21 protein-coding genes are annotated in these 24893 nt (G+C 74.1%); 17 read left to right on the top strand and 4 right to left on the bottom strand.

The genetic code is table 11. The annotated features are described in order from the left end of the window. Positions 1-65 precede the first annotated feature (65 nt). From ACIQWA_RS35285 to ACIQWA_RS35225, 13 genes are all read left to right on the top strand, one after another. Positions 66-827, top strand: a complete 762-nt coding sequence (locus tag ACIQWA_RS35285; RefSeq protein ID WP_402489707.1) for an SDR family oxidoreductase — start codon at positions 66-68, stop codon at positions 825-827. Between the two features lie 104 nt (positions 828-931). After that, a complete protein-coding gene (locus ACIQWA_RS35280) occupies positions 932-1168 on the top strand; it encodes an RNA polymerase subunit sigma-70 (RefSeq protein ID WP_350513675.1) in 237 nt (78 codons plus the stop codon). A 3-nt stretch (positions 1169-1171) separates the two neighbouring features. Next, the gene (locus ACIQWA_RS35275) at positions 1172-1735 is read left to right on the top strand and encodes a Clp protease N-terminal domain-containing protein (protein ID WP_402489705.1); all 564 of its coding nucleotides are present in this window, start codon (positions 1172-1174) and stop codon (positions 1733-1735) included. A gap of 261 nt (positions 1736-1996) precedes the next feature. Further along, on the top strand, positions 1997-3787 hold the full coding sequence (locus ACIQWA_RS35270; protein ID WP_402489703.1) for a sensor histidine kinase: 1791 nt from the start codon (positions 1997-1999) through the stop codon (positions 3785-3787). Beyond that, a complete protein-coding gene (locus ACIQWA_RS35265; RefSeq protein WP_402489701.1) occupies positions 3784-4230 on the top strand; it encodes a roadblock/LC7 domain-containing protein in 447 nt (148 codons plus the stop codon). Before ACIQWA_RS35270 ends, ACIQWA_RS35265 begins: the two co-directional genes overlap by 4 nt. Continuing rightward, on the top strand, positions 4227-4595 hold the full coding sequence (locus tag ACIQWA_RS35260) for a DUF742 domain-containing protein (protein WP_360237519.1): 369 nt from the start codon (positions 4227-4229) through the stop codon (positions 4593-4595). The genes ACIQWA_RS35265 and ACIQWA_RS35260 overlap by 4 nt, the downstream gene beginning before the upstream one ends. Further along, entirely contained in the window at positions 4576-5250 is a 675-nt protein-coding gene (locus ACIQWA_RS35255; RefSeq protein WP_402489698.1) for a GTP-binding protein, read from the top strand. The genes ACIQWA_RS35260 and ACIQWA_RS35255 overlap by 20 nt, the downstream gene beginning before the upstream one ends. Next, the gene (locus ACIQWA_RS35250) at positions 5247-6485 is read left to right on the top strand and encodes a cytochrome P450 (protein ID WP_360237523.1); all 1239 of its coding nucleotides are present in this window, start codon (positions 5247-5249) and stop codon (positions 6483-6485) included. Before ACIQWA_RS35255 ends, ACIQWA_RS35250 begins: the two co-directional genes overlap by 4 nt. Before the next feature lie 104 nt (positions 6486-6589). Beyond that, positions 6590-7810 (top strand): cytochrome P450, encoded by a 1221-nt coding sequence (locus tag ACIQWA_RS35245; protein ID WP_402489695.1) that lies wholly within the window; start codon positions 6590-6592, stop codon positions 7808-7810. A gap of 360 nt (positions 7811-8170) precedes the next feature. Beyond that, the gene (locus tag ACIQWA_RS35240; RefSeq protein WP_360237527.1) at positions 8171-9556 is read left to right on the top strand and encodes an ABC transporter substrate-binding protein; all 1386 of its coding nucleotides are present in this window, start codon (positions 8171-8173) and stop codon (positions 9554-9556) included. Between the two features lie 202 nt (positions 9557-9758). After that, entirely contained in the window at positions 9759-10781 is a 1023-nt protein-coding gene (locus ACIQWA_RS35235) for a carbohydrate ABC transporter permease (RefSeq protein ID WP_402489693.1), read from the top strand. A gap of 50 nt (positions 10782-10831) precedes the next feature. Continuing rightward, complete coding sequence (locus tag ACIQWA_RS35230) at positions 10832-11722, top strand: carbohydrate ABC transporter permease (RefSeq protein ID WP_402489690.1); 891 nt, start codon at positions 10832-10834, stop codon at positions 11720-11722. A 187-nt stretch (positions 11723-11909) separates the two neighbouring features. Beyond that, positions 11910-13673 (top strand): DUF4153 domain-containing protein, encoded by a 1764-nt coding sequence (locus ACIQWA_RS35225; RefSeq protein WP_402489687.1) that lies wholly within the window; start codon positions 11910-11912, stop codon positions 13671-13673. 181 nt (positions 13674-13854) lie between these two features. Here the strand turns inward: ACIQWA_RS35225 and ACIQWA_RS35220 are convergent, their stop codons facing one another. Next, on the bottom strand, positions 13855-15306 hold the full coding sequence (locus ACIQWA_RS35220) for an MFS transporter (protein WP_402489766.1): 1452 nt from the start codon (positions 15304-15306) through the stop codon (positions 13855-13857). A gap of 556 nt (positions 15307-15862) precedes the next feature. Here ACIQWA_RS35220 and ACIQWA_RS35215 point away from each other — a divergent pair. The 3 genes from ACIQWA_RS35215 (at position 15863) to ACIQWA_RS35205 (ending at position 18104) form a co-directional block, all read left to right on the top strand. Then, on the top strand, positions 15863-16510 hold the full coding sequence (locus ACIQWA_RS35215) for a TetR/AcrR family transcriptional regulator (RefSeq protein ID WP_402489684.1): 648 nt from the start codon (positions 15863-15865) through the stop codon (positions 16508-16510). A gap of 80 nt (positions 16511-16590) precedes the next feature. Next, entirely contained in the window at positions 16591-17289 is a 699-nt protein-coding gene (locus ACIQWA_RS35210; protein ID WP_360237537.1) for a ribonuclease HII, read from the top strand. Between the two features lie 101 nt (positions 17290-17390). Further along, positions 17391-18104, top strand: a complete 714-nt coding sequence (locus ACIQWA_RS35205; RefSeq protein ID WP_402489679.1) for a hypothetical protein — start codon at positions 17391-17393, stop codon at positions 18102-18104. A gap of 148 nt (positions 18105-18252) precedes the next feature. Here ACIQWA_RS35205 and ACIQWA_RS35200 read toward each other — a convergent pair whose 3' ends face one another. Both ACIQWA_RS35200 and ACIQWA_RS35195 read right to left on the bottom strand, forming a co-directional pair. After that, the gene (locus tag ACIQWA_RS35200; protein WP_402489677.1) at positions 18253-18972 is read right to left on the bottom strand and encodes a hypothetical protein; all 720 of its coding nucleotides are present in this window, start codon (positions 18970-18972) and stop codon (positions 18253-18255) included. Between the two features lie 366 nt (positions 18973-19338). Further along, positions 19339-21534, bottom strand: coding sequence for a RecQ family ATP-dependent DNA helicase (locus ACIQWA_RS35195; protein ID WP_360237543.1), 2196 nt, complete (start codon positions 21532-21534; stop codon positions 19339-19341). 229 nt (positions 21535-21763) lie between these two features. Here ACIQWA_RS35195 and ACIQWA_RS35190 point away from each other — a divergent pair, with 229 nt between their 5' ends. After that, complete coding sequence (locus ACIQWA_RS35190; protein ID WP_402489674.1) at positions 21764-23311, top strand: DUF4192 family protein; 1548 nt, start codon at positions 21764-21766, stop codon at positions 23309-23311. 31 nt (positions 23312-23342) lie between these two features. On the opposite strand, the gene ACIQWA_RS35185 is transcribed toward ACIQWA_RS35190, so the two are convergent. Beyond that, on the bottom strand, positions 23343-24656 hold the full coding sequence (locus ACIQWA_RS35185) for an alpha/beta fold hydrolase (RefSeq protein ID WP_402489671.1): 1314 nt from the start codon (positions 24654-24656) through the stop codon (positions 23343-23345). Positions 24657-24893: the final 237 nt, after the last annotated feature.

Here is a 24893-nt window from a genome sequence, read left to right as displayed (position 1 = left end):
TGTCACGAACCGGGGGTGGTGGTCGGTCGTAGGGGGTGACAGTGCTGGGTGAGAGGAGCGGTGTGGTGACGGGGACGGTGCTGGTGACCGGGGCGACGGGGACGTTGGGGCGGGAGGTGGTGCGGCTGCTGGTGGCGCGCGGGGTGGCGGTGCGGGGGTTGAGCCGGCGGGCGCGGGAGACGGGTGACGGGGTCGAGTGGGTGGTCGGGGACCTGGTGGGCGGGGCGGGGATCGCGGCGGCCGTGGCGGGGGTGGAGACGGTGCTGGACTGCGCGACCACGCAGGGGCGGAAGGACGTGGCGGGGGTCGGGCGGCTGGTGGCGGAGGCCCGGCGGGCCGGGGTGCGGCACCTGGTGTACGTGTCGATCGTGGGGATCGACCGGGTGCCGCTCGGGTACTACCGGGCGAAGCTCGACTGTGAGCGGCTGGTGCGGGAGTCCGGGCTGGGGTGGACGGTGCTGCGGGCGACGCAGTTCCACGACCTGCTGCTCAAGGCCTTCGACCTGAGCGCGCGGCTGCCGGTGTTCCCGGTGGCGAGCGGTGCCGAGGTGCAGCCGGTGGAGGTCCGGGAGGTGGCGGAGCGGCTGGTGGACCTGGTGGGGCGGGAGCCGGCCGGGTTCGCGCCGGAGGTGGGCGGGCCGCGGGTGCGGTCGTACCGGGAGCTGGCGCAGGCGTACCTGCGGGCGGCGGGGCGGCGGCGGCCGGTGCTGCCGCTGCGGGTGCCGGGGGCGATGGGTCGGGCCCTGCGGGCGGGTGGGCTGACGAGGCCGGAACGGGCGGTGGGGCGGGGGACCTTCGAGGAGGCGTTGGCGCGGCGGTTCGGCTGAGCCGGGGGCCGGCCGGCCGCCCGCGGTGAAGGTGAAGGTGAAGGTGAAGGTGAAGTCGTCAACCAGGGTTGACATTCCCGAGAGTGTCAACCAGAGTTGACGTCATGAGCGAGAGCGGAGAGCTCGCGGCCGCCGCGAGCAGTCGTGACCCCGCCGTGGGGCTCCGGGCGGTCCGCGCCCTGCGTGATCTGGCGGACCGTCTGGAGGCCCTCCAGGTGGGCAACGCCCGGTCACAGGGCTGGTCCTGGCAGGACATCGCGGTCTGCCTCGGGGTGACCAGGCAGGCGGTGCACAAGAAGCACGCACGGCGGGGGCCCGGCAAGGGCGAGGACGGAGGCTGAGCGATGTTCGAACGGTTCACTCAGGGAGCCCGGCGGGCCGTGGTCATCGCCCAGGAGGAGGCGAGGCAGCTGCGGGACGACCGGGTCGGGACGGAGCACCTCCTGCTGGGGATCCTGGAGCAGTCGCAGGACCCGGCACTGGCCGTGCTGATCGGGGCCGGCCTGGACCAGGAGGCGGCGCGGCAGGCGGTGCGACGCCTGCGGGGGAAGGGGGACCGGCAGGTCCTGGCCACGATCGGGGTCGACCTGGACGCGGTGCGGGAGGCGGTCGAGGCGGCCTTCGGGGAGGGGGCGCTGGACGCCCCGCCGGAGCAGGGGCGCAAGCGCTGGGGCCGGTTCCGCTCCGGCGGCGCCACGGCCGGGCACATCCGGTTCTCGGCCCCGGCGAAGAAGGCGCTGGAGCTCTCCCTGCGGGAGTCGCTGCGCCTGGGGTCGAAGGAGATCGGGGCGGGCCACCTGCTGCTCGGGGTGCTCCGCGAGGGGGAGGGGCTCGGGGTGCTGGTGGTCGCCGACCACGGGCTGGACACGGCGGAGGTGCGGCAGGCGGTGGAGGCGGAACTGGCCTGAGCGGCGGTGCCGGGAAGGGTGGAAGGTGTCGCCGTGCGGTGTACTCGGCGTGAATGAAGGAGATTGACCGTCAACTAGCGGGTTGAGGGCAATGTCTGAATCGATATGATCGGCCGAAAGCGTGAACCGATCAGCCGCCCGGAGACGTTTCGCGACGCCACCGGGCGGTCTGGTATGCGCCCGACCAGCTGTCGGCGGCCGCGACCGTCGCCGACCCGCCGCCCGCGCCGCCGCCCGCCGACGTTGCCGAGGACCGCCCCGATGAGAGAAGCCACCAGCCCCGACGGTCGGCCGCGCCGCCGCTCCGCGCCGCGCACCGTCGCCCTGACCGCGGCCGCCGTGCTGCTGGCGCTGGTCGCCGCGCCGGTCGGCATCGGCCGGGCCCTGGGCGCGCACCAACCGCTCACCGCGCTCGCGGTGGCCGCCGTGGCGGTGCTCTGGCTGATCGTGGTCGGCCTGGCCGCGAGCGGCGCCGAGCGCGCCCGCCGGCTGACCGGGGACCTGGCCGCCCAGCACCAGGAGACCCGGGCCGCGCTGGTCGCCGCCGGCACCGCCCGGCAGGCCGAGACGGCCGCCCAGGACCGGGCCGCCGCCGCGTTCGCCGAACGGGACGCCGCCCGGGCCGAGCACGCCCGGGTCGAGGCGGACCTCACCGCCGCGCAGGCCGAGTCGGCCCGACTGGGGGCCGAGCTGGCGGCCGAGCGGGCCGCGGCCGACGCGGAGCGGGAGCGGGCCGCCGCCGAGCGGGCCGAACTGGAGCGGATCCCCGAGGGCGTGCTGCCCGAGCTGGTGAAGAAGCTGCGCGGGGGCGCGTCCGTGGACAGTGCGCTGGCCGCCCACCGCCGGCACCCCCAGTACGCGCTGCTGCGGGCGGTCGGCGAGGAGGTCGGCCGCGGCGAGCGGCTGCGGGCCGCCGCGCTCGCGGTCTGCGCGACCGCCGCCGGCCGGGTCCAGGCGCTGGCCACGAGCATGCACGCCGAACTGCGCGAGATGCAGCACCGGCACGACGAGGAGGTCCTGGGCGACCTGCTGCGGCTGGACCACTCGACCGCCCAGGCGGGCCGGATGGCGGACAGCATCGCGGTGCTCACCGGTGCCCGCTCCGGCCGCCGTTGGGCCAAGCCGATCGCGGTGGAGTCGGTGCTGCGCGGTGCGCTCGGCCGGATCGGCGCCTACCAGCGGGTGCGGCTGCACAACGCCAGCACAGCCGCGGTGGCCGGCTTCGCGGCCGAGGGCGTGATGCACGCGCTGGCCGAACTGCTGGACAACGCCACCAACTTCTCCGCCCCGCCGGCCGAGGTGCACGTCTACGTCGAGGAGGTGCCGGCCGGTCTGGCGGTGACCGTCGAGGACAGCGGGCTGGGCCTGAGCGACAGTTGGCTGCGCCGGGCCGAACGCGCCGTCTCCGCCGAGCCGCTGGACCTCGCCACGCTGTCCGCCGGCACCCGGCTGGGCCTCGCGGTGGTCGGCGTGCTGGCCCGCAAGCACGGGCTGCAGATCTCCTTCCGGCCGTCGGCCCGCGGCGGCACCGGGGTGGTGATGCTGATCCCGCAGCAGGTGGTCACCCACCCGGCTCCGGCGCCCGCCCCGGCGGCCGCGCCGGTGACGGCTTCCGGGCCGGCCGTGGAGTCCGTGCGCCCCGCGCTCACCCCCGCCCGCCCGGCGCCCGCCTCGCTGCCGCCCGTGCCCGCCGCGCCGAGCGCCGCCCCGACCGCGGTACCGGCCGCGGTACCGACTACGGCACCGGCCGCGGTACCGACCGCCACGGCGGTCCCGGCGCCCGCCGCGCCTGCCCAGACCCCGTCCGGACCGACCCGGATGACCGACAGCGGCCTGCCGCAGCGCCGCCGCGGGCAGACGCTGGCCACCACCACCCCGGCGGCGGCCCCGGCCGCGAAGCCCGTACGGACCGACGCGGTGCGCGCCGCCGCCCGGTTCGGGGCCTTCCGCCGGGCCGCCCAGCCGGCGCTGCCCGCCCCCGGGACGGCGCCGACCGCGGACTCCGAGACCACGCCCGACGCTTCCCCCGTCACCGAGAAGGACTCCCGATGAGCAGCGCCACCGACCGCGACCTCGACTGGCTGTTGGAAAACCTGCTGGCGGCAACCCCCGGCTCCCGGCACGCCCTGGTGCTGTCCGCCGACGGCCTCAAGCTCTGCCACACCGCCGGGCTGAGCGCCGACCAGGCCGACCAGCTGGCGGCGATCGCCTCCGGGCTGCAGAGCCTGGCGCACGGCGCCTCGATCGAGTTCGGGGACGGAAGCGGCGGCGTCCGGCAGTCGATGACTGAGTTCCACGGCGGCATCCTGTGCATCGTGGCGGCCGGTGAGGGCGCGCACCTCGCGGTGGTCACGGACGACGAGGCGGACGTGGGCGTGGTCGGCCACAACATGCACGGCCTGATCGAGCAGATCGGCGTCCACCTCAGCGCGCCCGCCCGGGAGGCGGCCGCGGAATCCGGCGCGGCCGCCGCGGGCGAGAGCGTCGGGATATGAACGCCGGGCCGGTGCTGCCGGGCCGGGACGACGACCCGGACCGCCTCTACACCATCACCGGGGGCCGCAGCCGCGCCCCTTCGGTCGCCTTCGACCTGGTCACCCTGATCGTCGCGGAGCGACAGCCGGCGCCGGGGATGCAGTCGGAGCACGTCCGGATCCTGCGGATGTGCGAGGCCCCGACGGCCGTGGTGGAGGTGGCGGCGGAACTGTCGCTGCCGGTCTCGGTGGTGAAGATCCTGCTCGGCGACCTGCTGGAGGCCGGGGCGGTCACCGCCCGGCACCCCCGGTTCGCGCCGAACAAGGCCCGGCTGCCCGATCTCGACACGTTGAAGCAGGTGCTGCATGGCCTCCAACGGCTCTGACCTCCAGGACCTCCGGCCCGCGGCGCGCACCCCGCTGCGGGCCACCGCCGACAACGCGCTGAAGATCGTGGTGGTCGGCGGGTTCGGGGTGGGCAAGACCACCCTGGTCGGCTCGGTCAGCGAGATCCGCCCGCTGAACACCGAGGAGGTGATGACCCGGGCGGGGGAGGGCATCGACCCGGCCGGCAGCTGGGGCAAGCGCTCCACCACCGTCGCCTTCGACTTCGGCCGGATCACCCTGTCGGAGCGCCAGGTGCTGTACCTGTTCGGCGCGCCCGGGCAGGAGCGCTTCTGGTTCCTCTGGGACCGGCTGTTCAGCGGTGCGCTGGGGGCGGTCGTGCTGGTGGACACCCGGCGGCTGGAGGACTCCTGGTACGCGATCGACCGGCTGGAGCACCACGGCACGCCGTTCGTCGTGGCCCGTAACAACTTCGGCGAGCCCGGCCACACCCTGGAGCAGGTCCGGGAGGCGCTGGACCTGCCGCCGGAGGTCCCGCTGGTGGACTGCGACGCCCGTGACCGGGAGTCCGGCAAGCGGGTGCTGATCGCGCTGGTCCACCACCTGGCCGCCCTCGCCGGGGCCGACGCGGCGGCGCTGGCCGAACCCGGCGAACCCGGCGAACCCGACGCGATCTACGAGGAGAGCACCCCGTGACCGAGCCCGCCGTCACCCCGCCCCCGGGCTGCCCGGCGCACACCGGCGCCACGCCGCTGTACGGGCCGCGCTTCCAGACCGACCCGGCCCAGCTCTACCGGGAGCTGCGCGCCGCCCACGGCCCGGTCGCCCCGGTCGAGCTGGCCGGCGGCGTGCCCGCCTGGCTGGTCATCGGCTACCGGGAGCTCCAGCAGGTCACCGGCCAGCCGCAGCTGTTCGGCCGGGACTCCAGCCGCTGGCACGCGTGGCAGACGCTGCCCGCGGACTGGCCGTTGAAGCCGATGATGGCCCCCGTGCCGTCGATCCTGTACGCGGAGGGCGAGGAGCACGTCCGGCGGTCCCGGGCGGTCACCGACGCACTGGCCGGGATCGACCCGTACGAGCTGCGCAAGCACGCCGAGGAGATCGCCGACGGGCTGATCGACGAGTTCGCCGGGCGCGGCGAGGCCGACCTGGTCGCCGAGTACGCGCACCGGATGCCGCTGCTGGTGCTGTGCCGGGTGCTGGGCCTGGACGAGGAGCAGGCGCCGCAGCTCATCGCGGCGCTGCTGGCCATGCTGGACGGCGGTGCGGACGCCCCGGCCGGCGCCCAGCGCCTGCTGGAGCTGATGCTCGCGCTGGTGGAGGAGAAGTCCGAGCGCCCGGGGGCCGACGTGGCCTCGCGGATGCTGGAGCACCCGGCGGGGCTGACCCACGACGAGGTGATGCGGGACCTGCGGGTGCTGCTGATCTCCGGCCACCAGCCGAGCTCGTACTGGATCTCCAACGCGCTGCGGCTGATGCTCACCGACGAGCGGTTCTCCGCGTCGCTGGCGGGTGGGCGGCGCAGCATCAGCCAGGCGCTCAACGAGGCGCTCTGGGAGGACACACCGGTCCAGATCTTCGCCGGGCGCTGGGCGGTGCGGGACACCCAGCTCGGCGGCCAGCGGATCGCCGAGGGCGACATGCTGCTGCTGGGTTTCGCCGGGGCCAACGCGGACCCGTCGGTGCGCCAGGCCGACGGCCGTCCGGCCGAGGGGAACCGGGCGCACATGAGCTACTCGTACGGCGAGCACGGCTGCCCGTTCCCGGCCCAGGAGGCGGCCGAGGTGATCGCCACCACCGCGATCGAGGTGCTGCTGGACCGGCTGCCGGACCTGCGGCTGGCGGTGGCCGAGCACGCGCTGGTGTGGCGGCCCTCGGCCTGGGTGCGCGGACTGGTCGCGCTGCCGGTCTCGTTCAGCCCGGGGTACTAGCCCACGCCCTGGGGAGGTCTTGCGGATCTTGGTCGGGCCGGTCAGGATCCACAGGACGTGCACAACCGTTCGAAGACCCCTTACGCCAAGGAGAGTTGCCGCCGATGACCGCTGCCCCGGCCCCGGCCCCGATCGCCCTCGACCCGTTGGCCCGCGACAACGCCGCCGAGGGTGCCCTGCTGCGGGCCGCCGGTCCGGCGGTGCCGGTCGTGCTGCCCGGCGGGGTCGCCGCCTGGGCGGTGACCCGGCACGCGGCCGCGCGCGACCTGCTGACCGACGCCCGGTTGGTCAAGGACGCCCGGCACTGGGCGGCCTACCAGCGCGGTGAGGTGCCGAAGACCTGGCCGCTGATCGGCCTGGCGGTGCCGGGCCCGAGCATGGTGACCACGGACGGTGCCGAGCACCGCCGGCTGCGGGCGCTGGTCGCCCAGGCCTTCACCCCGCGCCGGGTCGAGCTGATGCGCCCGCGGGTGGAGGAGATCACCAACGCGTTGCTTGACGCCCTGGCGGCCGGGGAGCCGCTGGTCGACCTCAAGTCGGCCTTCGCCTTCCCGCTGCCGATGACGGTGATCTGCTCGCTGCTGGGCGTCCCGGAGTCGGAGCACGGCCTGCTGCGCGACCTGTACGAGCGGTTCTTCGGGGTCAAGCCTGACCCGGAGGGCATCCAGGCGACCGTCGCCGGGCTGAACGCCTTCGTCAACGGCCTGGTGGCGCAGCGCCGTTCGGCGCCGGGCGAGGACCTGGCGAGCGCGCTGCTGGCGGCGGACACCGAGGGCGGGGCGCTCACCGACGCGGAGGCGGCGGCCACCCTGCGGGTGATCATCGCGGCCGGCCACGAGACCACCGTCAACCTGATCGGCAACGCGGTGCGGGCGCTGCTGGCGCACCCGGACCAGCTGGCGCTGGTGCGCGCGGGCGAGGTCTCCTGGGACGCGGTGGTCGAGGAGTCGCTCCGCTGGACCCCGCCGACCAGCAACTTCCTGTTCCGCTTCGCCGCCGAGCCGATCGAGGTCGGCGAGCTGGTGATCCCGGCGGGCGACCCGGTGCTGGTCTCGTACAACGCCATCGGCCGGGACCCGCTGCAGCACGGGGTGACGGCGGAGCTGTTCGACATCACCCGGGACCCGACCCGACACCTGTCCTTCGGCCACGGTCCGCACGTCTGCCCCGGCTCGCCGCTGGCCCGGCTGGAGGCGGCGGTCGCGCTGCCGGCGCTGTTCGAGCGCTTCCCCGGGCTGTCACTGACCGTGCCCGACGGCGAGCTGCGGCCGAGCCCGTCGTTGGTGGTGAACAGCCTGCTGGAGCTGCCCGTCCGGCTCTGGTGACCGGCCCGACCGGCATCGGCTGACGGTTCGTCAGATACGCGGCCCCGTCCGGATTCCGGGCGGGGCCGCGGGCGTTCACGGGGCATGCCCGCGGGCCCCGGAGGGCGGTCGCCGGTTTCGGACGTGATGATCGGGGCACCGGTGTGGGGGAAGGTCGACCATGGACCTTGGCGGCGGCGGAAGGCTGCGTTAACGTCGTCGGACCGGTTCGGCCGTCCGTCCGTTCGCTCGTCCGTTCGTCCGTTCGTTCGTCCGCTCGCCCAGCGATCCCTGCACGCCCATCTCCGGTACAGCGCAATGTCGTTCAGTCCACCCGAGGCAGCCCACCCGAGGCAGCACGCCCTGGCGAGGAGGACCGCATTGACCCTCAACCCGAACGCGCCGTCCGCGAGTTCACGCCGTCGAACGGTGGCCGTACCCGCCCTGCTGGCGGCGCTGGCCCTGACCGCGGCCTGCTCGAACAGCTCCGGCGGTTCGGGCGGCGGCGACGGGGCGGCCCGGACGCTGACCGGCGACTGCGCCAAGTACCAGCCGTACGCGGGGCATTCGGGCACCACGGTGACGATGTTCGCCTCGATCCTCAGCCCGGAGTCGGACAACCTGGAGAAGTCCTGGGCCGAGTTCAGCTCGTGCACCGGGATCAAGATCAGCTACGAGGGGTCCAACGACTTCGAGTCCCAGCTGCCGGTCCGGGTGGCCGGCGGCAACGCCCCGGACTTCGCGATCATCCCCCAGCCGGGCCTGCTGGCGCAGATGGTGAAGAGCGGCAAGGTGGTCAAGCCGCCCGCCCAGACCGTCGCCAACCAGGACAAGTGGAGTCCGGTCTGGAAGACCTACGGTTCGGTCGACGGCACCTTCTACGCGGCGCCGATGAGCGCCAACATGAAGTCCCTGGTCTGGTACTCGCCGAAGGCCTTCAAGGCGGCCGGCTACGAGGTGCCGAAGACCTGGGCGGACCTCATGGCGCTCAGCGACCGGATCGCCAAGGCGGGCGGCCCCAAGCCCTGGTGCGGGGGCATCGCCTCCGGCACGGCCACCGGCTGGCCGGCCACCGACTGGCTGGAGGAGGTGGTGCTGGGCACGTACGGCGGTGAGGTGTACGACCAGTGGGTCGGCCACCAGGTGAAGTTCTCCGACCAGAAGATCGCCACGGCGATGCGGACGGTCGCCGACTGGATGCTGAACCCGGCCTGGGTCAACGGCGGTTACGGCGACGTCAAGTCGATCGCCACCACCACCTTCCAGGACGCGGGCGCGCCGATCCTCACCGGCAAGTGCGCGATGCTCCAGCAGGCCTCCTTCTACGAGGCGCAGTGGCCCAAGGGCACCAAGGTCGCCCCGGACGGCGACGTCTTCGCCTTCCACCTGCCCGCCGTCAACCCGGCGATCGCCAACCCGGTCGAGGGCGGTGGCGAGTTCCTGGCCGCCTTCTCCAGCAAGCCCGAGGCGCAGGCGGTGCAGAACTACCTGTCCAGTTCGGACTGGGCGAGCAGCCGGGTGAGGACCGCGACCGGCTGGGTCTCGGCCAACCAGGGCGTGGACAAGTCCCTGTACACGGATCCGATCGACAAGCTCTCCGCGGAGGCGCTGACCGACCCGAGCGCCACCTTCCGCTTCGACGCCTCCGACATGATGCCGGCGGCCGTCGGCTCCGGGCAGGAGTGGAAGTCGCTGACCGCCTGGTTCGCCGAGGGGCAGTCGATCCAGAAGGTCGCCGCCGACATCGACGCCGCCTGGCCGAAGTAGCCCACCGAGGCAACCGTTGGGGGCAGCTGTCGAGGCAGCCGCCGAAGCGGTCCGCCCGGCCGGACGTCCGGGACCACCCGCCGAAGGCGGTGCGGGGCCACCCACCCGCACCGCCCGCTCCTCCTCCCCGTCACCTGCTCCCTGATCTGCTCCCTGACCCCGCTTCCCCTTCCTGCTGGACGAACCGAAGGGACGTGCAGCCATGCCCGTAACCGGCTCCCCGCCGGCCGCCGGCTCCCTGGCCGTCGGCGCCTGGGGCGACGCGGCGATCAAGTTCGGCAACAGCTTCGGCGCGATCGCGGGCTTCCTCGGCGTCCTGCTGGTGGTCTTCCTGGTGGCCGGACGCGCCCGGGGCCGGCTGGCCCGCCCGCTGGCCGTCCTGGTCTTCCTGGGCCCAGCGGTGCTGTTGCTGGCGGTCGGCCTGGTGGCGCCGCTGATCCGTACGGTCTATCTGAGCCTGCACAGCGCGGACGGCAGCACCTTCGTCGGCGGCGAGAACTTCGGCTGGGCGTTCACCACCGACTCGGTGCGGAAGGTGCTGCTCAACACCCTGCTGTGGCTGGTGGTCGCGCCCCTGGTGGCGACCGGTCTCGGCCTGGTGCTGGCGCTGCTGGTGGACCGGATGCGCGGCCAGTCGGTCTACAAGTCGCTGATCTTCATGCCGATGGCGATCTCGCTGGTGGGTGCCTCGATCATCTTCAAGTTCGACTACGAGGCGCGCGGCAAGGACCAGCCGCAGATCGGTCTGCTCAGCCAGCTCGCCCACGCGGTGGGCTGGTCGGACCCGCCCAACTGGCTGCTCAGTCAGCCGCTGAACACCTTCCTGCTGATGGCGGTGATGGTCTGGGTGCAGACCGGCTTCGCGATGGTGGTGCTCTCGGCGGCGATCAAGGCGATCCCGGACGAGGTGGTGGAGGCGGCCCGGCTCGACGGTGCGACCGGGGCGCGGCTGTTCTGGCACGTCACCGTGCCGATGATCCGCACCACGGTGATGGTCGTCCTGACCACCGTCATGATCATCACCTTGAAGGCCTTCGACATCGTCCGCACCATGACCGGCGGCAACTTCGGCACCCAGGTGCTGGCCAACGAGATGTACTCGCAGTCCTTCGTGCAGTTCAACGACGGGCGGGGCGGCGCCCTCGCGGTCCTGCTGTTCCTCGCGGTGCTGCCGCTGGTGGCCTACAACATCGTCCAGCTGCGGAGGGAGCGTGAGGTGCGGTGAGCACTCCTGAGGCGAAAGCCGTCAGCCGCCGTCCGGCCGGGGGGAGCCCGGTGCGGAAGGCTTTCAGCAGCCCCCTGGCCTCGCTGTTCGTGATCGCCGTGACGGTGCTCTGGACGGTTCCGACCCTCGGCCTGCTGGTGACCTCGCTGCGCCCCAAGCAGGACGTGACGAAGGACGGCTGGTGGAACGCCCTGCTCCACCCGGACTTCGGCCTCGGCAACTACCACGCGGTGCTGTTCGAGGGCGGCTCCGGCGGCTCCACCGGACTGATGCCCTTCCTGGTGAACTCGCTGGCGATCAGCATCCCGGCCACCTTCTTCCCGCTGGTGCTCGCGGCGATGGCGGCGTACGCGCTGGCGTGGGTGCGGTTCCGGGGGAGCGACGCGGTGTTCTTCACGGTGTTCGCACTCCAGGTGGTGCCGCTCCAGATGGCGCTGATCCCGCTGCTGCGGCTGTTCTCCGGCGGTGCGCACCTGGGGACGCTGACGCTGATCCCCGCGGTGGACCTCAAGGGCAGCTACGCGCCCGTCTGGCTGGCCCACACCATGTTCGCGATGCCGCTGGCGGTGTTCCTGCTGCACAACTTCATCGCCCAGCTGCCGCGCGACCTGATGGAGGCGGCGGTGGTGGACGGCGCCTCGCACTTCAAGATCTTCCGCTCGATCGTGCTGCCGCTGTGCGCCCCGGCGCTGGCCTCGTTCGCGATCTTCCAGTTCCTCTGGGTCTGGAACGACCTGCTGGTCGCGCTCACCTTCGCCGGCGGCACGCCGGAGGTGGCGCCGATGACGGTCCGGCTGGCGCAGCTGTCCGGGTCGCTGGGCGGGCGCTGGGAGCTGCTCACGGCGGGGGCGTTCCTGTCGATCATCGTGCCGCTGGTCGTCTTCTTCGGCCTGCAGCGGTACTTCGTCCGCGGACTGCTGGCGGGCTCGGTCAAGGGGTAGGGCGGGCGGCTCCGGCGGTGCGCCTTGGTGTCGGCGGGCCCGGAAGTCTTCTGAACGCGTTCAGAACCAACTTTTGAACTTGTTCAGAATCGTCTACAGTCGGCTGCGGCAGGGCGTCGAGAGCGCCCGCCCCGCGGACCGCCCGGAGGACGGCTTCCGCATGCCCGCCGACCACCGAGGGTGACTCATGCCAGGCCCGTCCACGCCTGCCCCGTCCGATCCGCAGCCGGGGGCCGAGCGCGGCCCGTCGGCCGACCACCGCCTGTCGGCCGAGTACGGCCCGTCGGCGGAGTACGGCCCGTCGGCGGAGTACGGCCCGTCGGCCGAGTACGGCCCGCCGGCGGAGTACGGCCCGTTGGCCGAGCCGGACGCGCAAGCCGCCCCGGACTCGCCGTTCGACATGTACCGACCCGGAGCCCCGTACCGCTCGCCGAGCGCCCCCGTGCCCCCGCCGCCCGGCCGGCTGCGCGCCACCGACCCCGAACGGCACGCGGCCGCCACCCCCCGGGTCCTCCTGCTCGCCCTGCTCGCCGGTCTGCTGACGGCCTGGCTGCTGTACGACGGAGTCGGCGCCAACCTGCTGATCTGCGGCGCCGCCACGGCCGTCGTCGCCGGCCTGGTCGCCCGTACGGCCGGCCGCCGGATCCGGCCCTGGACGCTCGTCTGGAGCCTGCTGGCCCTCGCCCTGCTCGCCGTCCCGGCCCGCTGGGACGCGGGCTGGCCCGCCCTGCTCGCCTCCGGCTGCGCGCTGGGGCTGGCCTCGCTCTCCCTGCACGGCGGGCGCCGCTGGGCGGGGGTGCTGCTCGCCCTGCCCGCCCTGGTCTGGCAGTTGATCCCGGGCGTGAGCTGGATCTGGGACAGCCTGGAGGGCCGGCCGCTGCCGGGGGCCGGACGGCTCGTCCCGGTGCTCAAGGCACTCGCGGTCGCCGCCGCCCTGCTGACCGTCTTCGGCCTGCTGTTCGCCGGCGCGGACGCCGCCATGGCGGACCTGCTGACCGGCCTGGTCCCCAGCTTCGACGTCCACCAACTGCCGGGGCGCGGCGCGCTGTTCGGGCTCGGCACGCTCGCCGCCCTCGGCTTCGCGCACATCGCCGCCGGACCGCGCCGCTGGGACCGGCTGGAGGTCCGCCCGGGCCGCGAACGGCGGCGGCTGGAATGGGCTCTGCCGCTGGTCGCGCTCGACCTGCTGTTCGGTGCCTTCGCGGTGATCCAGGCGGTCGTGGTGCTCGGCGGCGCGGACGCCGTGCTGGGCAACACCGGGATGAGCCGCTCCGCGTACGCCCGGCAGGGCTTCTGGCAGCTGAGCGTGATCACCGTGCTGACCCTGGTCGTGGTGGCCGTTGCCAAGCGCTGGGCGCCGCGTACCACCCCGAGCGACCGCCGACTGGCCAGGATCCTGCTCGGGCTGCTCTGCGTGCTCGCGCTGGTCGTGGTCGCCTCGGCGCTCGGCCGGATGTGGTTCTACGTGGACGCCTCCGGGCTCACCAGGCTGCGGCTGTGGGTGCTGGTGGTCGAGATCTGGCTGGGCGCCGTGTTCCTGCTGCTGCTCGCCGCCGGCCTCACCCGCCGGGGCGGGGGCTGGCTGCCGCGCGCCGTCGTCCTCAGCGGGATGCTCACTGTCGCGGTGTACGGGCTGATGGGGCCGGACGCGATCGTCGCGGAGCAGAACGTGGCCCGGTACGAGCGGTCGCAGCAGATCGACCTGCGCAACGTCCGTGACCTCTCGGCGGACGCGGTGCCCGCCCTGGACCGGCTGCCCGAGCCGGAGCGGTCCTGCGCGCTGCAACTCATCCGGCGGGACCTGGACCAGGACACCCGGCCCTGGTACGCCGCCGGCGGCTCGGTCGCCGGGGCGCGGCAGGTCCTGGCGGAGCGGCCGCTGGTGGAGGGGCCGAAGTCGGGGCGGGGGCCCTGCGAGTGGGCCGGGCTGGAGCCCGAGCGGGGCTGGTAGCGGGCACCGGGGTCGGGCAGCGGGGACCGGGTAGCGGGGTCGGGTACCGGGGTCGGGTAGCGGGGACCGGGGTCGGGCCGGGTACGGCACCGGAAGTGCTGAGGGCCGGCCGGGAGCGTGTTGCTCCCGGCCGGCCCGTTTGCGGTTCCGCCGCCCCTGCGGGGGCGGGGGCCGGTGCGGATCAGTGCATCGCGATGCCGGCGCTGTCGCCGCTCGGCAGGTCGCTCGCCTTCGCCTTGATGACGAGGATCGCGACCAGCAGCGCGACCCCGGCGAGCACCGCGCCGACGATGAAGCCGTGCGAGATCCCCTGGGCGAGCACCGAGTTGGCGGCGTCGGAACCCGGCGGGAAGTCGTGCTTCTCCTGGAAGTAGGCGAGCTGGTCCGGCGAGGCCGTGTGCATGAAGGCGGGCAGCTGCGCATTGAACTCGGGCACGGCGTAGTGCGCGAAGACCGTGGTCAGGATCGACAGGCCGAGCGAACCGCCGATCTGCTGCATCGAGTTGAGCAGGCCGGAGGCGGCGCCGGTCTCCTCGCCGGGGACGCCCGCGACCGAGAGCAGCATCACCGGGACGAAGATCAGGCCCATGCCGAGGCCGAAGATCACCGTCGGGGCCAGCACGCCGTCCAGGTAGCCGCTGTCCTTGTGGATCTGGGTCAGCCAGGTGAGGCCGATGGTGACCAGCAGCGCGCCGCCCACCATGAACGGCTTCGGGCCGTACTTGGCCTGGAAGGCCGAGGCGAGCTGAGCGGCGATGATGATCGACACGCTGATCGGCAGGAACGAGACACCGGCCTTGAGCGGGCTGTACCCGAGCGGGCCCTGCACGAACAGGACGACGTAGAAGAAGATGCCGAACATGGCCGCGGCCAGGCAGAGCATCATCACCAGGCCGCCGGTGCGGTTGCGGTCGGCGAACAGGTGCAGCGGGGTGATCGGCTGGTCGGTGCGCCGCTCGATCACGATGAAGGCGGCCAGCAGGAGCGCACCGGCCGCGAAGGAGCCGAGCGTCAGGGGGTCCGACCAGCCGTCCGAGGCCGCCCGGATGAAGCCGTAGACCAGGCCGACCAGGCCGAGGGTCGAGGTGAAGGCGCCGGGCAGGTCGAAGCGGCCCGGGTGGCGCTCGGACTCGGCGATGTAGCGCGGCGCGGCGATCGCGATCAGCACGGCGATCGGCACGTTGACGAAGAACACCCAGCGCCAGTCCAGGTACTCGGTCAGCAGGCCGCCGGCCAGCAGGCCGATCGCGGCCCCCGAACCGGCCACCGCCGAGAAGACGCCGAACGCCTTGTTGCGTTCCGGCCCCTCCTCGAAGTTGGTGGCGATCAGGGCGAAGGCGGTGGGTGAGCAGATCGCGCCACCGATGCCCTGGAGCGCGCGGGCGGCCAGCAGCAGCGTGCTGTCCTGGGCGAAGCCGCCCAGCAGCGAGGCCAGGCCGAACAGCAGGGTGCCGAAGATGAACACCCGGCGGCGGCCGAGGATGTCGCCCGCCCGGCCGCCGAGCAGCAGCAGCCCGCCGAAGGTCAGCGTGTAGGCGTTGATGACCCAGGACAGGTCGGTGGTCGAGAAGTTCAGCGCGTCCTTGATGTGCGGCAGTGCGATGTTCACGATGGTCGCGTCGAGCACCACCATGAGCTGGGTGGCCGCGATGACGGCCAGGGTGATGTTCTTCCCCCGGCCCTGGCCGGTCTTCGGCGGTGGGTTCTTGCTGAGTGTGTCGGAGATAGCCACGAACTGTGCCCCCTGCTGGCTGTGCGCGCGGTGCGGTCGGTGCGATGGGTGTGGTGGATGCGGCGGGTGTGGTGGTGCGCTCGGTGCGCGGGAACTGCGGTGCGTCGGCGGTGCAACGGTGGTGCATCGGTGGTGCTTCGCGTGTCCGGGGCCGCAGCGGATCCGCCGGCCCGAACGCGCCGCTGCGCTTCGGCGCAGGCTGGGAAGGAACGATGCCGTTCACTAATCTGGACGATAGCTTGGGGTCGATAGTGAACGCAAGCGTTCCTTAAGGATGGTGGCAATGGATCGGTTGACATGGCGCCCGGCGGCGGACCGGACGTCCGGGGGCTCCGCCGTGCCGTTGCCGACCGGCGTGCGCCCGGGGGCGCCGGGGGTGCCGGTGGCGCCAGGCGTACCGGGGGTGTCGGGCGTACCGGTGGCGCCAGGCGTACCGGTGGTGCCGGGAGTGCAGCCGGTGTCGGGAGCACCGGGAGAGGGGTCTGAGCGCTATTGCCCGGTCCAGGCCGTCCGCGAGGCGCTGGCCCGGCCGGTGCGGCGCCGGGGGAAGGAGTTGGAGAACGCGATCTTCGAGGCCGCGCTCGACCAGCTCACCTCCGGCGGATTCGCGCGGCTGACGATGGAGGGCGTCGCCGGCGCGGCGCGGACCGGGAAGGCCGCGCTCTACCGGCGCTGGGCGTCCAAGGACGAACTCGTCCTCGACGCCCTGGACGCCACTCTGCCACGCCCCTACGGCATCCCCGACCTCGGGTCCACCCGGGCCGAGTTGCTGCAGCTCATCGAGCTGTTCACGGACGCGATCTGCTCCCGGGCGGGCGCCGCCCTGCACGCACTGATGGCCGAGCTCTCCCAGCAACAGGCCGAGGTGTTCAAGGACTTCATCGTGCAGCGGGTGGTCGGGCCGACCAAGGACGCCATCCTGGACATCCTCCGCCGCGGCGTCGAGCGGGGCGACGTCCGCCCCGACGCGGTCACCCCGCTGGTCGCCGACGTCGTCCCGGCGATGCTGATGTTCCAGGTGAAGGTCTCCGAGCGGGTCCTGGCCCCGGACTTCGCGGTCCGGCTGGTGGACGACGTGCTGGTCCCGATGGTCCGCCGGACGTAGCCGGTCGGGGGCCTCCGTAGGCGGGCTTAGGCTGGAGAGCGCCCCATCGGAGGGGGCTGCACTGCCGAACGGAGTCCGTGATGCCCATCGTCCCGCCGACGCACTCCGTCGAACGCTCGCTCCGCCGGGCCGGCGCCAAGGTCGTGGTCGGGCTGGACGAGGTGGGACGCGGCGCCTGGGCCGGACCGGTCACCGTCGGGGCCGCCGTCACCGGCCTGCGCAAGCCGCCGGAGGGGCTCACCGACTCCAAGCTGCTCACCGAGCTGCGCCGCGAGGCCCTCGCGCCGGTGCTCGCCGACTGGGTCACCGCGTACGCGCTCGGTCACGCCTCGCCGCAGGAGTGCGACGAGCTCGGCATGACGGCGGCGCTGCGGCTGGCCGCCGTCCGCGCGCTGGCGGCGCTGCCGGTCGAACCCGACGCGGTGATCCTGGACGGCAAGCACGACTATCTCGGCGGCCCGTGGCGCGTGCGCACGGTGATCAAGGGCGACCAGTCCTGCATCTGCGTCTCCGCCGCCTCGGTGCTCGCCAAGGTCCACCGTGACGGGCTGATGGCCGAACTCGGCGAGAACTGCCCGGAATACGGCTTCGCGGACAACGCCGGCTATCCGTCCCCGGTGCACCGCTCCGCGCTGGACGAGTTCGGCCCCACCGAGCACCACCGGCTCTCCTGGGCGTACTTGGACGCACTGCCCAAGTGGCGTCACCTGAAGCGCGGTCGGGACGTCATCGGCGCCGGTCAGGGATCCGCCGACGAACAGTTGACGCTCGGTTTCTGACGGTCCGTCTGGAATTGCCCGGGGTGGGGGTGACGGATGTCCCGTGCCCAATGGGTGGGGCGCCCGTGCGCGTTCGACCGGCATTTGATAGATATCCGGGTATGCCTGTCTTCCCCGAGGAGCCGGAGATTCACGAGAGCCTCCCGGGCCCCGGCGTTCCCTTCCCCCGCGAGTCGGACGCACAAGCCCTCCACGCGCCTGCCACCGGCGGCGCACCCGCCACCGCACCCACCACCACCGCCGCCGCGCCGCTCCCGGTGCCCGGCCCGCGCCCGGCGCCCCCGCGTCCGGCACCGCCGCGTGCCGACCGTCCGGGACCGTCGCGCCTGATCCCCAAGCCCGGTCCGGCACCGCGCCGCCCGGCCACGGCTCCGGCCCCGGCCGCCGCTCCGGCCCCGGCTGCGTCGCAGGTCGAGGTCCAGCGCATCGCGGCCACCCCGGCGCAGGCGCTGGAACGCGCCGACGACGCGGTCGATCTGCTCCTGGACTCGGGCCGCGACCCGGGCCAGATCCTGGTGCTGACCGTCGGCGACGCCCACCCCTGGCAGCAGCACGAGCTGTCCTTCGGCGAGGAGCGCTACTGGGCGCAACTCGCCGAGGGCGGCGACGTGTTCTACGCGGACGCTGCGCTGACCAGGCCGGTCCGCCGCGATGTGGTCGTGCTGGTGGTCAATGGCGGTTCGCCCGCCCGGGCCACCGAGGCCTACGCCGACGCGCTCGGCCGCGCCAACACCCTGCTGCTGGTGTGCGGGGAGGCCGGCCCGGCCGTCGGTCGGGCGTCCGCAGCTGCACCCGGGCGTCCGGTCAAGGCCTGACCGAAGCTCCGACCGTCGTCCTCACCCCGGGCCCGGTGCCGTACGGTGCCGGGCCCGGGCTCGTTCGTACTGCCCGTCCGCGTACCCGTCCGTACTGCCCGTCCGTACTGCTCGCGGCCCGTGGCCCGTGGCCGGCGGCTCGGACCGGTCACCGCGTGCCGGTGCGACGGCCCGGTTCCACGGCCGTGACCCGCGCCGGGATCCACGGCGGCTCGGCCTGCGGTGAGCGCTGCGGGGCGTCGGCCCGCTTGGCCTGTTCGGCGGCCTGCTGCCGGGCCCGCTGGCTGCGCGGGGCGTCGTCGAGCACCGACCGCGGCGGCAGCTCCGTCACGATGTGCAGCGGCCCGTCCGCCCACGAACCCGCGTGTGGATTGCGCCCGCCCCGCCCGTCGCCGAGGATCTGCCAGCCCGTCGCGGTGAGCCCGATGTACGAGCCGCAGCGCAGCCCGTGCAGCCCGGCCGCGTCCCGCAACGCCCACATCCAGGCGCCGTCCTGTTCCGTCCAGCCGGGCGCACCGTCGCGGCAGCGCAGCAGCACGGCCGTCCGGGTCGGCTCGGGCTGGCGCAGGTCGTGCGGGGTGACCCGCCGCAGGTGCGTCAGCAGGGCGTTCCGGTGCTGCCAGCCGTCGGTGTCGTGCGGCCAGGGCGTGAACGAGGCCGAGGCGGCCAGGTGGTGGAGCGCGTCCAGGACCGCCACCACGACCGTGCCCGGCTGGGGCAGGTGACGCTGGTGCAGTTCCAGGACGAACTCGCGCGGATCGCGCAGCAACGGGATCCCCGAGGCGGTCCAGGTCTCCAGGTCCAGCAGCCGTCTGGGCGCCGAACCTCCGGAGAGGGGATGCTGACCTCGGTCGATACCGTTGATCACGATCCTCCTTCCTGGCCCGTGGGCAGGCGGGTGCCTGGGTACGCCGAAGGGCGGGCCCAGCGGACCGGATTTCGGGTACCTCCCAATTCTCAGGGCAACGGGGCCGGAGCGGCAACGATGAAATGATGAACGCCACCCGATAGCCCATGTTCTGCCGGATATGTTCCACGTCGGCCCGAGTGGGGTTCGGGTGACGCCCGACCTTGATCCACATCACGCGAAGGGCATGTCGAACCGTTGTCGGCGCGCTAGGACCTCCTTTCTCCGGTCGGATCTCCGATGTGATCGAAATCGCCCTGGCGACTCCTTTCCGTTAGGCCATTCGAGTGATGGCAGCCCCGGGGGCGAGGGCAACCCGCCGCCCGCTCACCCCTGCACCCCCAGGACCAACGGCAGCACCGCGCCGGCCCCCGCTCGGCGCAGCAGCCGGGCGGCCACGGTGACCGTCCACCCCGAGTCCACGAGGTCGTCCACCAGCAGCACCGGTCCGCCGGCGGCCGCCACCGCCTGCTCCAGCTCCGGCGGCAGCACCAGCGACCCGGCCAGTGAGTGCAGCCGCTGGGCGCTGTTGCTGCGGGCCCCGTGCGGCGGCAGCCCGCCGGCGTACTCGATCCGGCCGAGCAGCGGCAGCCGTCCGACCTCGGCGATCCGCGCGCCGAGGCTGCCGACCAGCTGCGGGCGGGTCGAGGAGGCCATGGTCACCACACCGACCGGCCGTTCCAGCCGGGTGCCCTCCGCCGTCGCGGGCCCGGCCCAGCCGCCGGGGCCGCGGGCCCAGTCGGCCAGCACCGCGACCAGGGCGTCCACCGCCTCGCCGGGCACCGGCACGTCCGGCGCCTGGTCGGCGAGCAGGGTGCGCAGCCGGGTGCCCCAGCCGATGTCGGACAGCCGGCCGAGCGCCCGGCCGGTCTCCGCCTGTTCGCCCGCCGGGATCCGGCCCTTCAACGGCACCCCGAGTGCGTCCATCCCGGTCGGCCAGAGCCGGCGCGGTTCGAAGCTCACGCCCGGGCGGCCGAGTGCGGCCCGGGCGGCGGCCAGTGCCTCCGCGGAGACCTCCGGGGTGTGCAGCGGCCCCGCGCAGTTGTCGCACCGCCCGCAGGGCACGGCCTGCTCGTCGTCCAGCTGGCGGCGCAGGAACTCCATCCGGCAGCCGGTGGTCGCCGCATACTCGCGCATCGCCCGCTGTTCCGCCTCCCGGGAGGCGGCGACCTTGGCGTAGCGGGCGGCGTCGTACGCCCAGCTCTGCCCGGTGGCCGTCCAGCCGCCCTTGACCCGGCGGACGGCGCCGTCCACGTCCAGCACCTTGAGCATGGTCTCCAGCCGGGCGCGGCGCAGGTCCACCCGGGGCTCCAGGGCGGCGGTGGAGAGCGGGCGGCCGGCCTCGGCGAGCGCGTCGATGGTGCGCCGCACCTGCTCCTCCGGCGGGAAGGCGAGCGAGGCGAAGTAGCGCCAGATCGCCTCGTCCTCGCGCCCGGGCAGCAGCAGCACCTCGGCCCGGTCCACTCCGCGGCCGGCCCGGCCGACCTGCTGGTAGTAGGCGATCGGGGAGCTGGGCGAGCCCAGGTGGACGACGAAGCCGAGGTCGGGCTTGTCGAAGCCCATGCCGAGCGCGGAGGTGGCGACCAGCGCCTTGACCCGGTTGGCCAGCAGGTCGGCCTCGGCGGTCCGGCGTTCGGCGTCCTCGGTGCGGCCGGAGTAGGAGGCCACCGGGAAGCCGCGCTCGCGCAGGAAGGCCGTCACCTCCTCGGCGGCGGCCACCGTCAGGGTGTAGACGATGCCCGAGCCGGGGAGCCGGTCGAGGTGGTCGGCCAGCCAGGCGAGCCGGTGCGCCGGGTCGGGCAGCGCGAGCACGCCCAGGGTGAGGCTCTCCCGGTCGAGCGGGCCGCGCAGCACCAGGGCGTGCTCGTCGGTGCTGCCGGTGCCGAGCTGCTCGGCGACGTCGGCGGTGACCCTGGCGTTGGCGGTGGCGGTGGTGGCCAACACCGGGACGCCGGGCGGCAGGTCAGCCAGCATGGTGCGCAGCCGGCGGTAGTCCGGGCGGAAGTCGTGGCCCCAGTCGGAGATGCAGTGGGCCTCGTCGACCACCAGCAGGCCGGTGGAGGCGGCGAGCTTCGGCAGTACCTGGTCGCGGAAGTCCGGGTTGTTCAGCCGCTCGGGGCTGACCAGGAGGACGTCGACCTTCCCGGCGGCGACCTCGGCCTGGACCTCCTCCCACTCCTCGGTGTTGGCCGAGTTGATGGTGCGGGCGTGGATCCCGGCCCGGGCCGCCGACTCGACCTGGTTGCGCATCAGGGCGAGCAGCGGGGAGACGATCACCGTCGGCCCGGCGCCGCGGGCCCGGAGCAGGGCGGTGGAGATGAAGTAGACCGCGGACTTCCCCCAGCCGGTGCGCTGGACGACCAGGGCGCGGCGGTGGTCGACCACGAGGGCCTCGATCGCCGTCCACTGGTCCTCGCGCAGGCTGGCGGCGGGGCCGGCCAGCTCGCGCAGGACGGCCTCGGCCCGCGCCCGGACCTCGGCGCGGTCGGCGGTGGCGGTGGTGTGGAACTCGGGCTGCTGCATGGCCTCGATGTAACCCCATGCCGCCGACAAGGGGCGAATGCGGGTGGGACGGCGGAGGGGAAGGCCGGGTGTATTTCATCCGTTGATCCGCTGAACGGCCGCTGAAATTCACTCTCCGGAGTGGCCGCCGTGTGCTCCGATCGAGCGAAGGAAAATTCGGGGGCCGAGTTATCCACAGGAAAAGAGAAAGTGTCGGAGTCGTTCTCGCATTGCGGCCACGCTTGCGGCCATGAACGAGATGAACAACGAACACGTCACCCTGTCCCTGGGCCCGGCTTCCGAGCAGCGGCCCGTCCTCATGCGCGGTCCGGCCGACATGGCCGAGCTGTTGCCCTACCTCCTGGGGTTCTACCCCGACGACAGCATCGTCGCGGTGGGTCTCCAAGGCCCCGACCTCCACCAGGGCGGGGTCATCCGGGCGGACCTCCCGGCCTCGCCCGCGGACTGGCCGGCGGCGGCCGAGGAGACGGCCGCCCTGCTGGTCGCCCTCTCCGAGCGGCACGGCAGCCGGCCGCTCGAGGTGCTCCTCTACCTCTGCCAGGATCGGGTCACGGCGCATGCCCCGCCCGCGGTGGGCGAACTGCGGCCGCTGGCCGACCAACTGCGCGCGGCCTTCGGGCGCCGGGGAGTGGCCGTCAAGGAGTCGCTGTGCGTCTCGGACGGCCGCTGGTGGTCCTTCCTCTGTCGCCGGGAGGGCTGCTGCGATCCGGCGGGCAACCCGGTGCGGCGCGGGCCCGATCCGGGCCCGGCGGCCGCCGCCGCGACGGTGGCCGGCCTGGTGCCGCGCGGCAGCCGGAAGGCGATCGTCGGCGCGCTGGCCCCGGTCGGCCCGCCGGCGGACGCCGCGCAGCGCGGGGCGCTCGCCCGCGCCGAGCCGCTCGCCGGGTCGGTCTCCCGGGAGCAGGGCCTCGCACTGCTGGAGCAGGCCTTCGCCGAGTTCGCGGCCGGTGCCCGGGAGCTCGATGAGGAGCGGGCGGCCCGGCTGCTGTTCGCCCTGCGGGACCGCCTCACCCGGGACCGAGGCGTCGAGTTCGTCCGGCCGGCCGAGCTCGCCCCCGCCGAGCGGCTCTGGCGCTTCCTCGCCCGGCGGGCCGTCCCGCCGTACGAGGGCTGCGCGGTGGCCCCGCTCACCCTGCTGGCCTGGGCGTCCTGGGTCGCGGGGGACACGGCCACCGCCCGGGTGGTGCTCGGCCACGTGCTGCGGCTCTCGCCGGGCTATCTGCTGGCCGAGCTGCTGTACGAGTCGATGAACGACGGCATGTCGCCGGGGGCGCTGCTGTCCGCCGTCGAGGCCCAGCGACGGCGGCGCGAGGAGCGCACGGCGGCGGCGCGGCGCGGGGTCGGCTCCGGGCCCGCGACCGACGACGGGCCGGGGGCGCCGCCGGGCGCCGAGCGCGCCCCGGACGGCGAGCCCGGGCCGCGTTCCGGTTCGACGGGCGGGGCGCGCCGACGGCGCCGGGGCGGGCGGCGGAAGGGCGGTTCCGCGGCCGCCGCCCCGACCTCGACCCCGACCTCGACCCCGGCCCCGGCCCCGGACGATCAGGGCCCGGGCGGTCCCGACCGGTCCGGCGAGCCGGGGTCGGCCGGTCGGCCCCGGGGCTCGGTCGCCCTGATCCCGGCCCCGGGCCGCGGGCCGGCGGCCGGGGCACGGCCCACCCGGGGCGTGCGCCTCGGCCGGGTGGGGGCCTGCGCCTCTGCCGCCGTCCGGTCCGGTACCGGCCTGCACCGCTGCCGCGGTGCCCGACAGGCGGTGAGAGGAGCCCGCCGTGCGCACTGAACCGCCCGCCGCCCCACCGGTCGGGAGGGTGCTACGCCTCCCCGTGCGCCATCTTGATCAGCCGGTCCAGCACCTTGCCGCCGCTCACCCGCAGGCCGTCGTGCTCCCACTCGTTGGTGATCCAGGTCCGCAGGCCGCGCACCGCGCGGGCGGTCTCCAGCGAGTCGGCGGTGTCCACGTACATGTCGTCGTGGTACACCGCCGCCACGACGGGCACGGTGTTGGCGGCGAGCCGCGCCGGGTCGTAGAGGTCGGGCCAGTCGGTGCGGGCGGCGAGCAGGTCCGCGGTCTCCTTGAGCGGGCGCAGCGCCGGGTCGGTGTCGAACATCCAGGGGTAGATCATCTCCCCGGTGAACAGCACTGGGGCGTCGCCCGCCAGCGCCGCCCGGGCGTCGAACTGCGGGAACTCCTTGCGGATCCGCTCCGCCGACCAGGCGGTGCCGCCCTGGTCCACCGAGCGCTGGCCGTAGATCGACTCGTGCAGCACGGCGTACAGCGGGCCCTCGGCGAAGGAGAGCCGGGCCTGGACGCCGGCCAGGAAGGTGTCGGAGAGCTCGGCCCCGGCCGGGCCCTCCACCCAGGCCTCCTCCAGGAGGTAGTGCAGGGCTCCGGAGCCGCTGCCGCCGCCGAGCATCATCCCGAGCACCTGGAAGGCCTCGACGGTGAGCAGCCCGCCGTCGGGCAGCGTGGCGGGGGAGTCGGCCAGGTGGGCGGCGATCCGCCGGACGGCCTCGACGTCCTGCGGGAAGCGGGCGTAGTGGTCCTCGTTCTTGCGGACGACGCGCGGGTAGGCAGCGCGGTAGACGTCGTCCGCCGAACTGCCGAGGCCGGAGAGGCCACCGGTGATGAAGGCCTCCGTCAGGCCTTCGGGAGCGAAGGAGAGGTAGGTGAGGGTGCAGAAGCCGCCGAAGCTCTGGCCGAGCACGCTCCAGCGCCGGTCGGCGCCGAGCAGCCGGTGGCGGATCAGCTCGGCGTCCCGGACGATGGCGTCCGCGCGGAAGTGGGCGAGGTAGTCCGCCTGCTCCTGCGGGCCGCCGCGACGGGCGAGGGTCTGCCGGGTCGCGGGGGTGGACCTGCCGGTGCCGCGCTGGTCGAGCAGCAGCACCCGGTAGTCGTCCAGGGCACGCTCCAGCCAGGCGTCCCGGCCGAGCGGGCGGGCGGCCTTGCCGCCGGGGCCGCCCTGGAGGAACAGCAGCCAGGGCAGGTCGTCCCGCTCGCGGCCGGAGGCCACCACCTCGCGGGCGTAGACCTCGATCTGCTCGCCCTCCGGGGAGGCGTGGTCGAGCGGGACCTCGAAGACGTGGTCGGTCGTGACAATCCCGGGCAGTCGGCTGACGGTGGACATGCAACTCCTCGGTCTCTGCTGGTCACAGCGGTTGCGTCGCGGTTCGCGGGGTCACCGGCTACGGGCGCCGCGACCCCCGCACCGTATCCTGACCGCGGTCGAGCACCGGTTCGACCGCCTCCGCCCACCGGACCGGCCGGCCTGCGGCGCCCCGCCCCCGGAGTGCGGCTCGGGCCGGGGCGGCTCCGAGCCCCTGGGAAGTCCTCCGGTGACGGCCCGACGGGGGCGGCGGGACCG

Source organism: Kitasatospora sp. NPDC098652 (genome assembly GCF_044760155.1).
GTDB lineage: Bacteria > Actinomycetota > Actinomycetes > Streptomycetales > Streptomycetaceae > Kitasatospora.
This window is presented reverse-complemented; position numbering and strand designations above follow the sequence as displayed.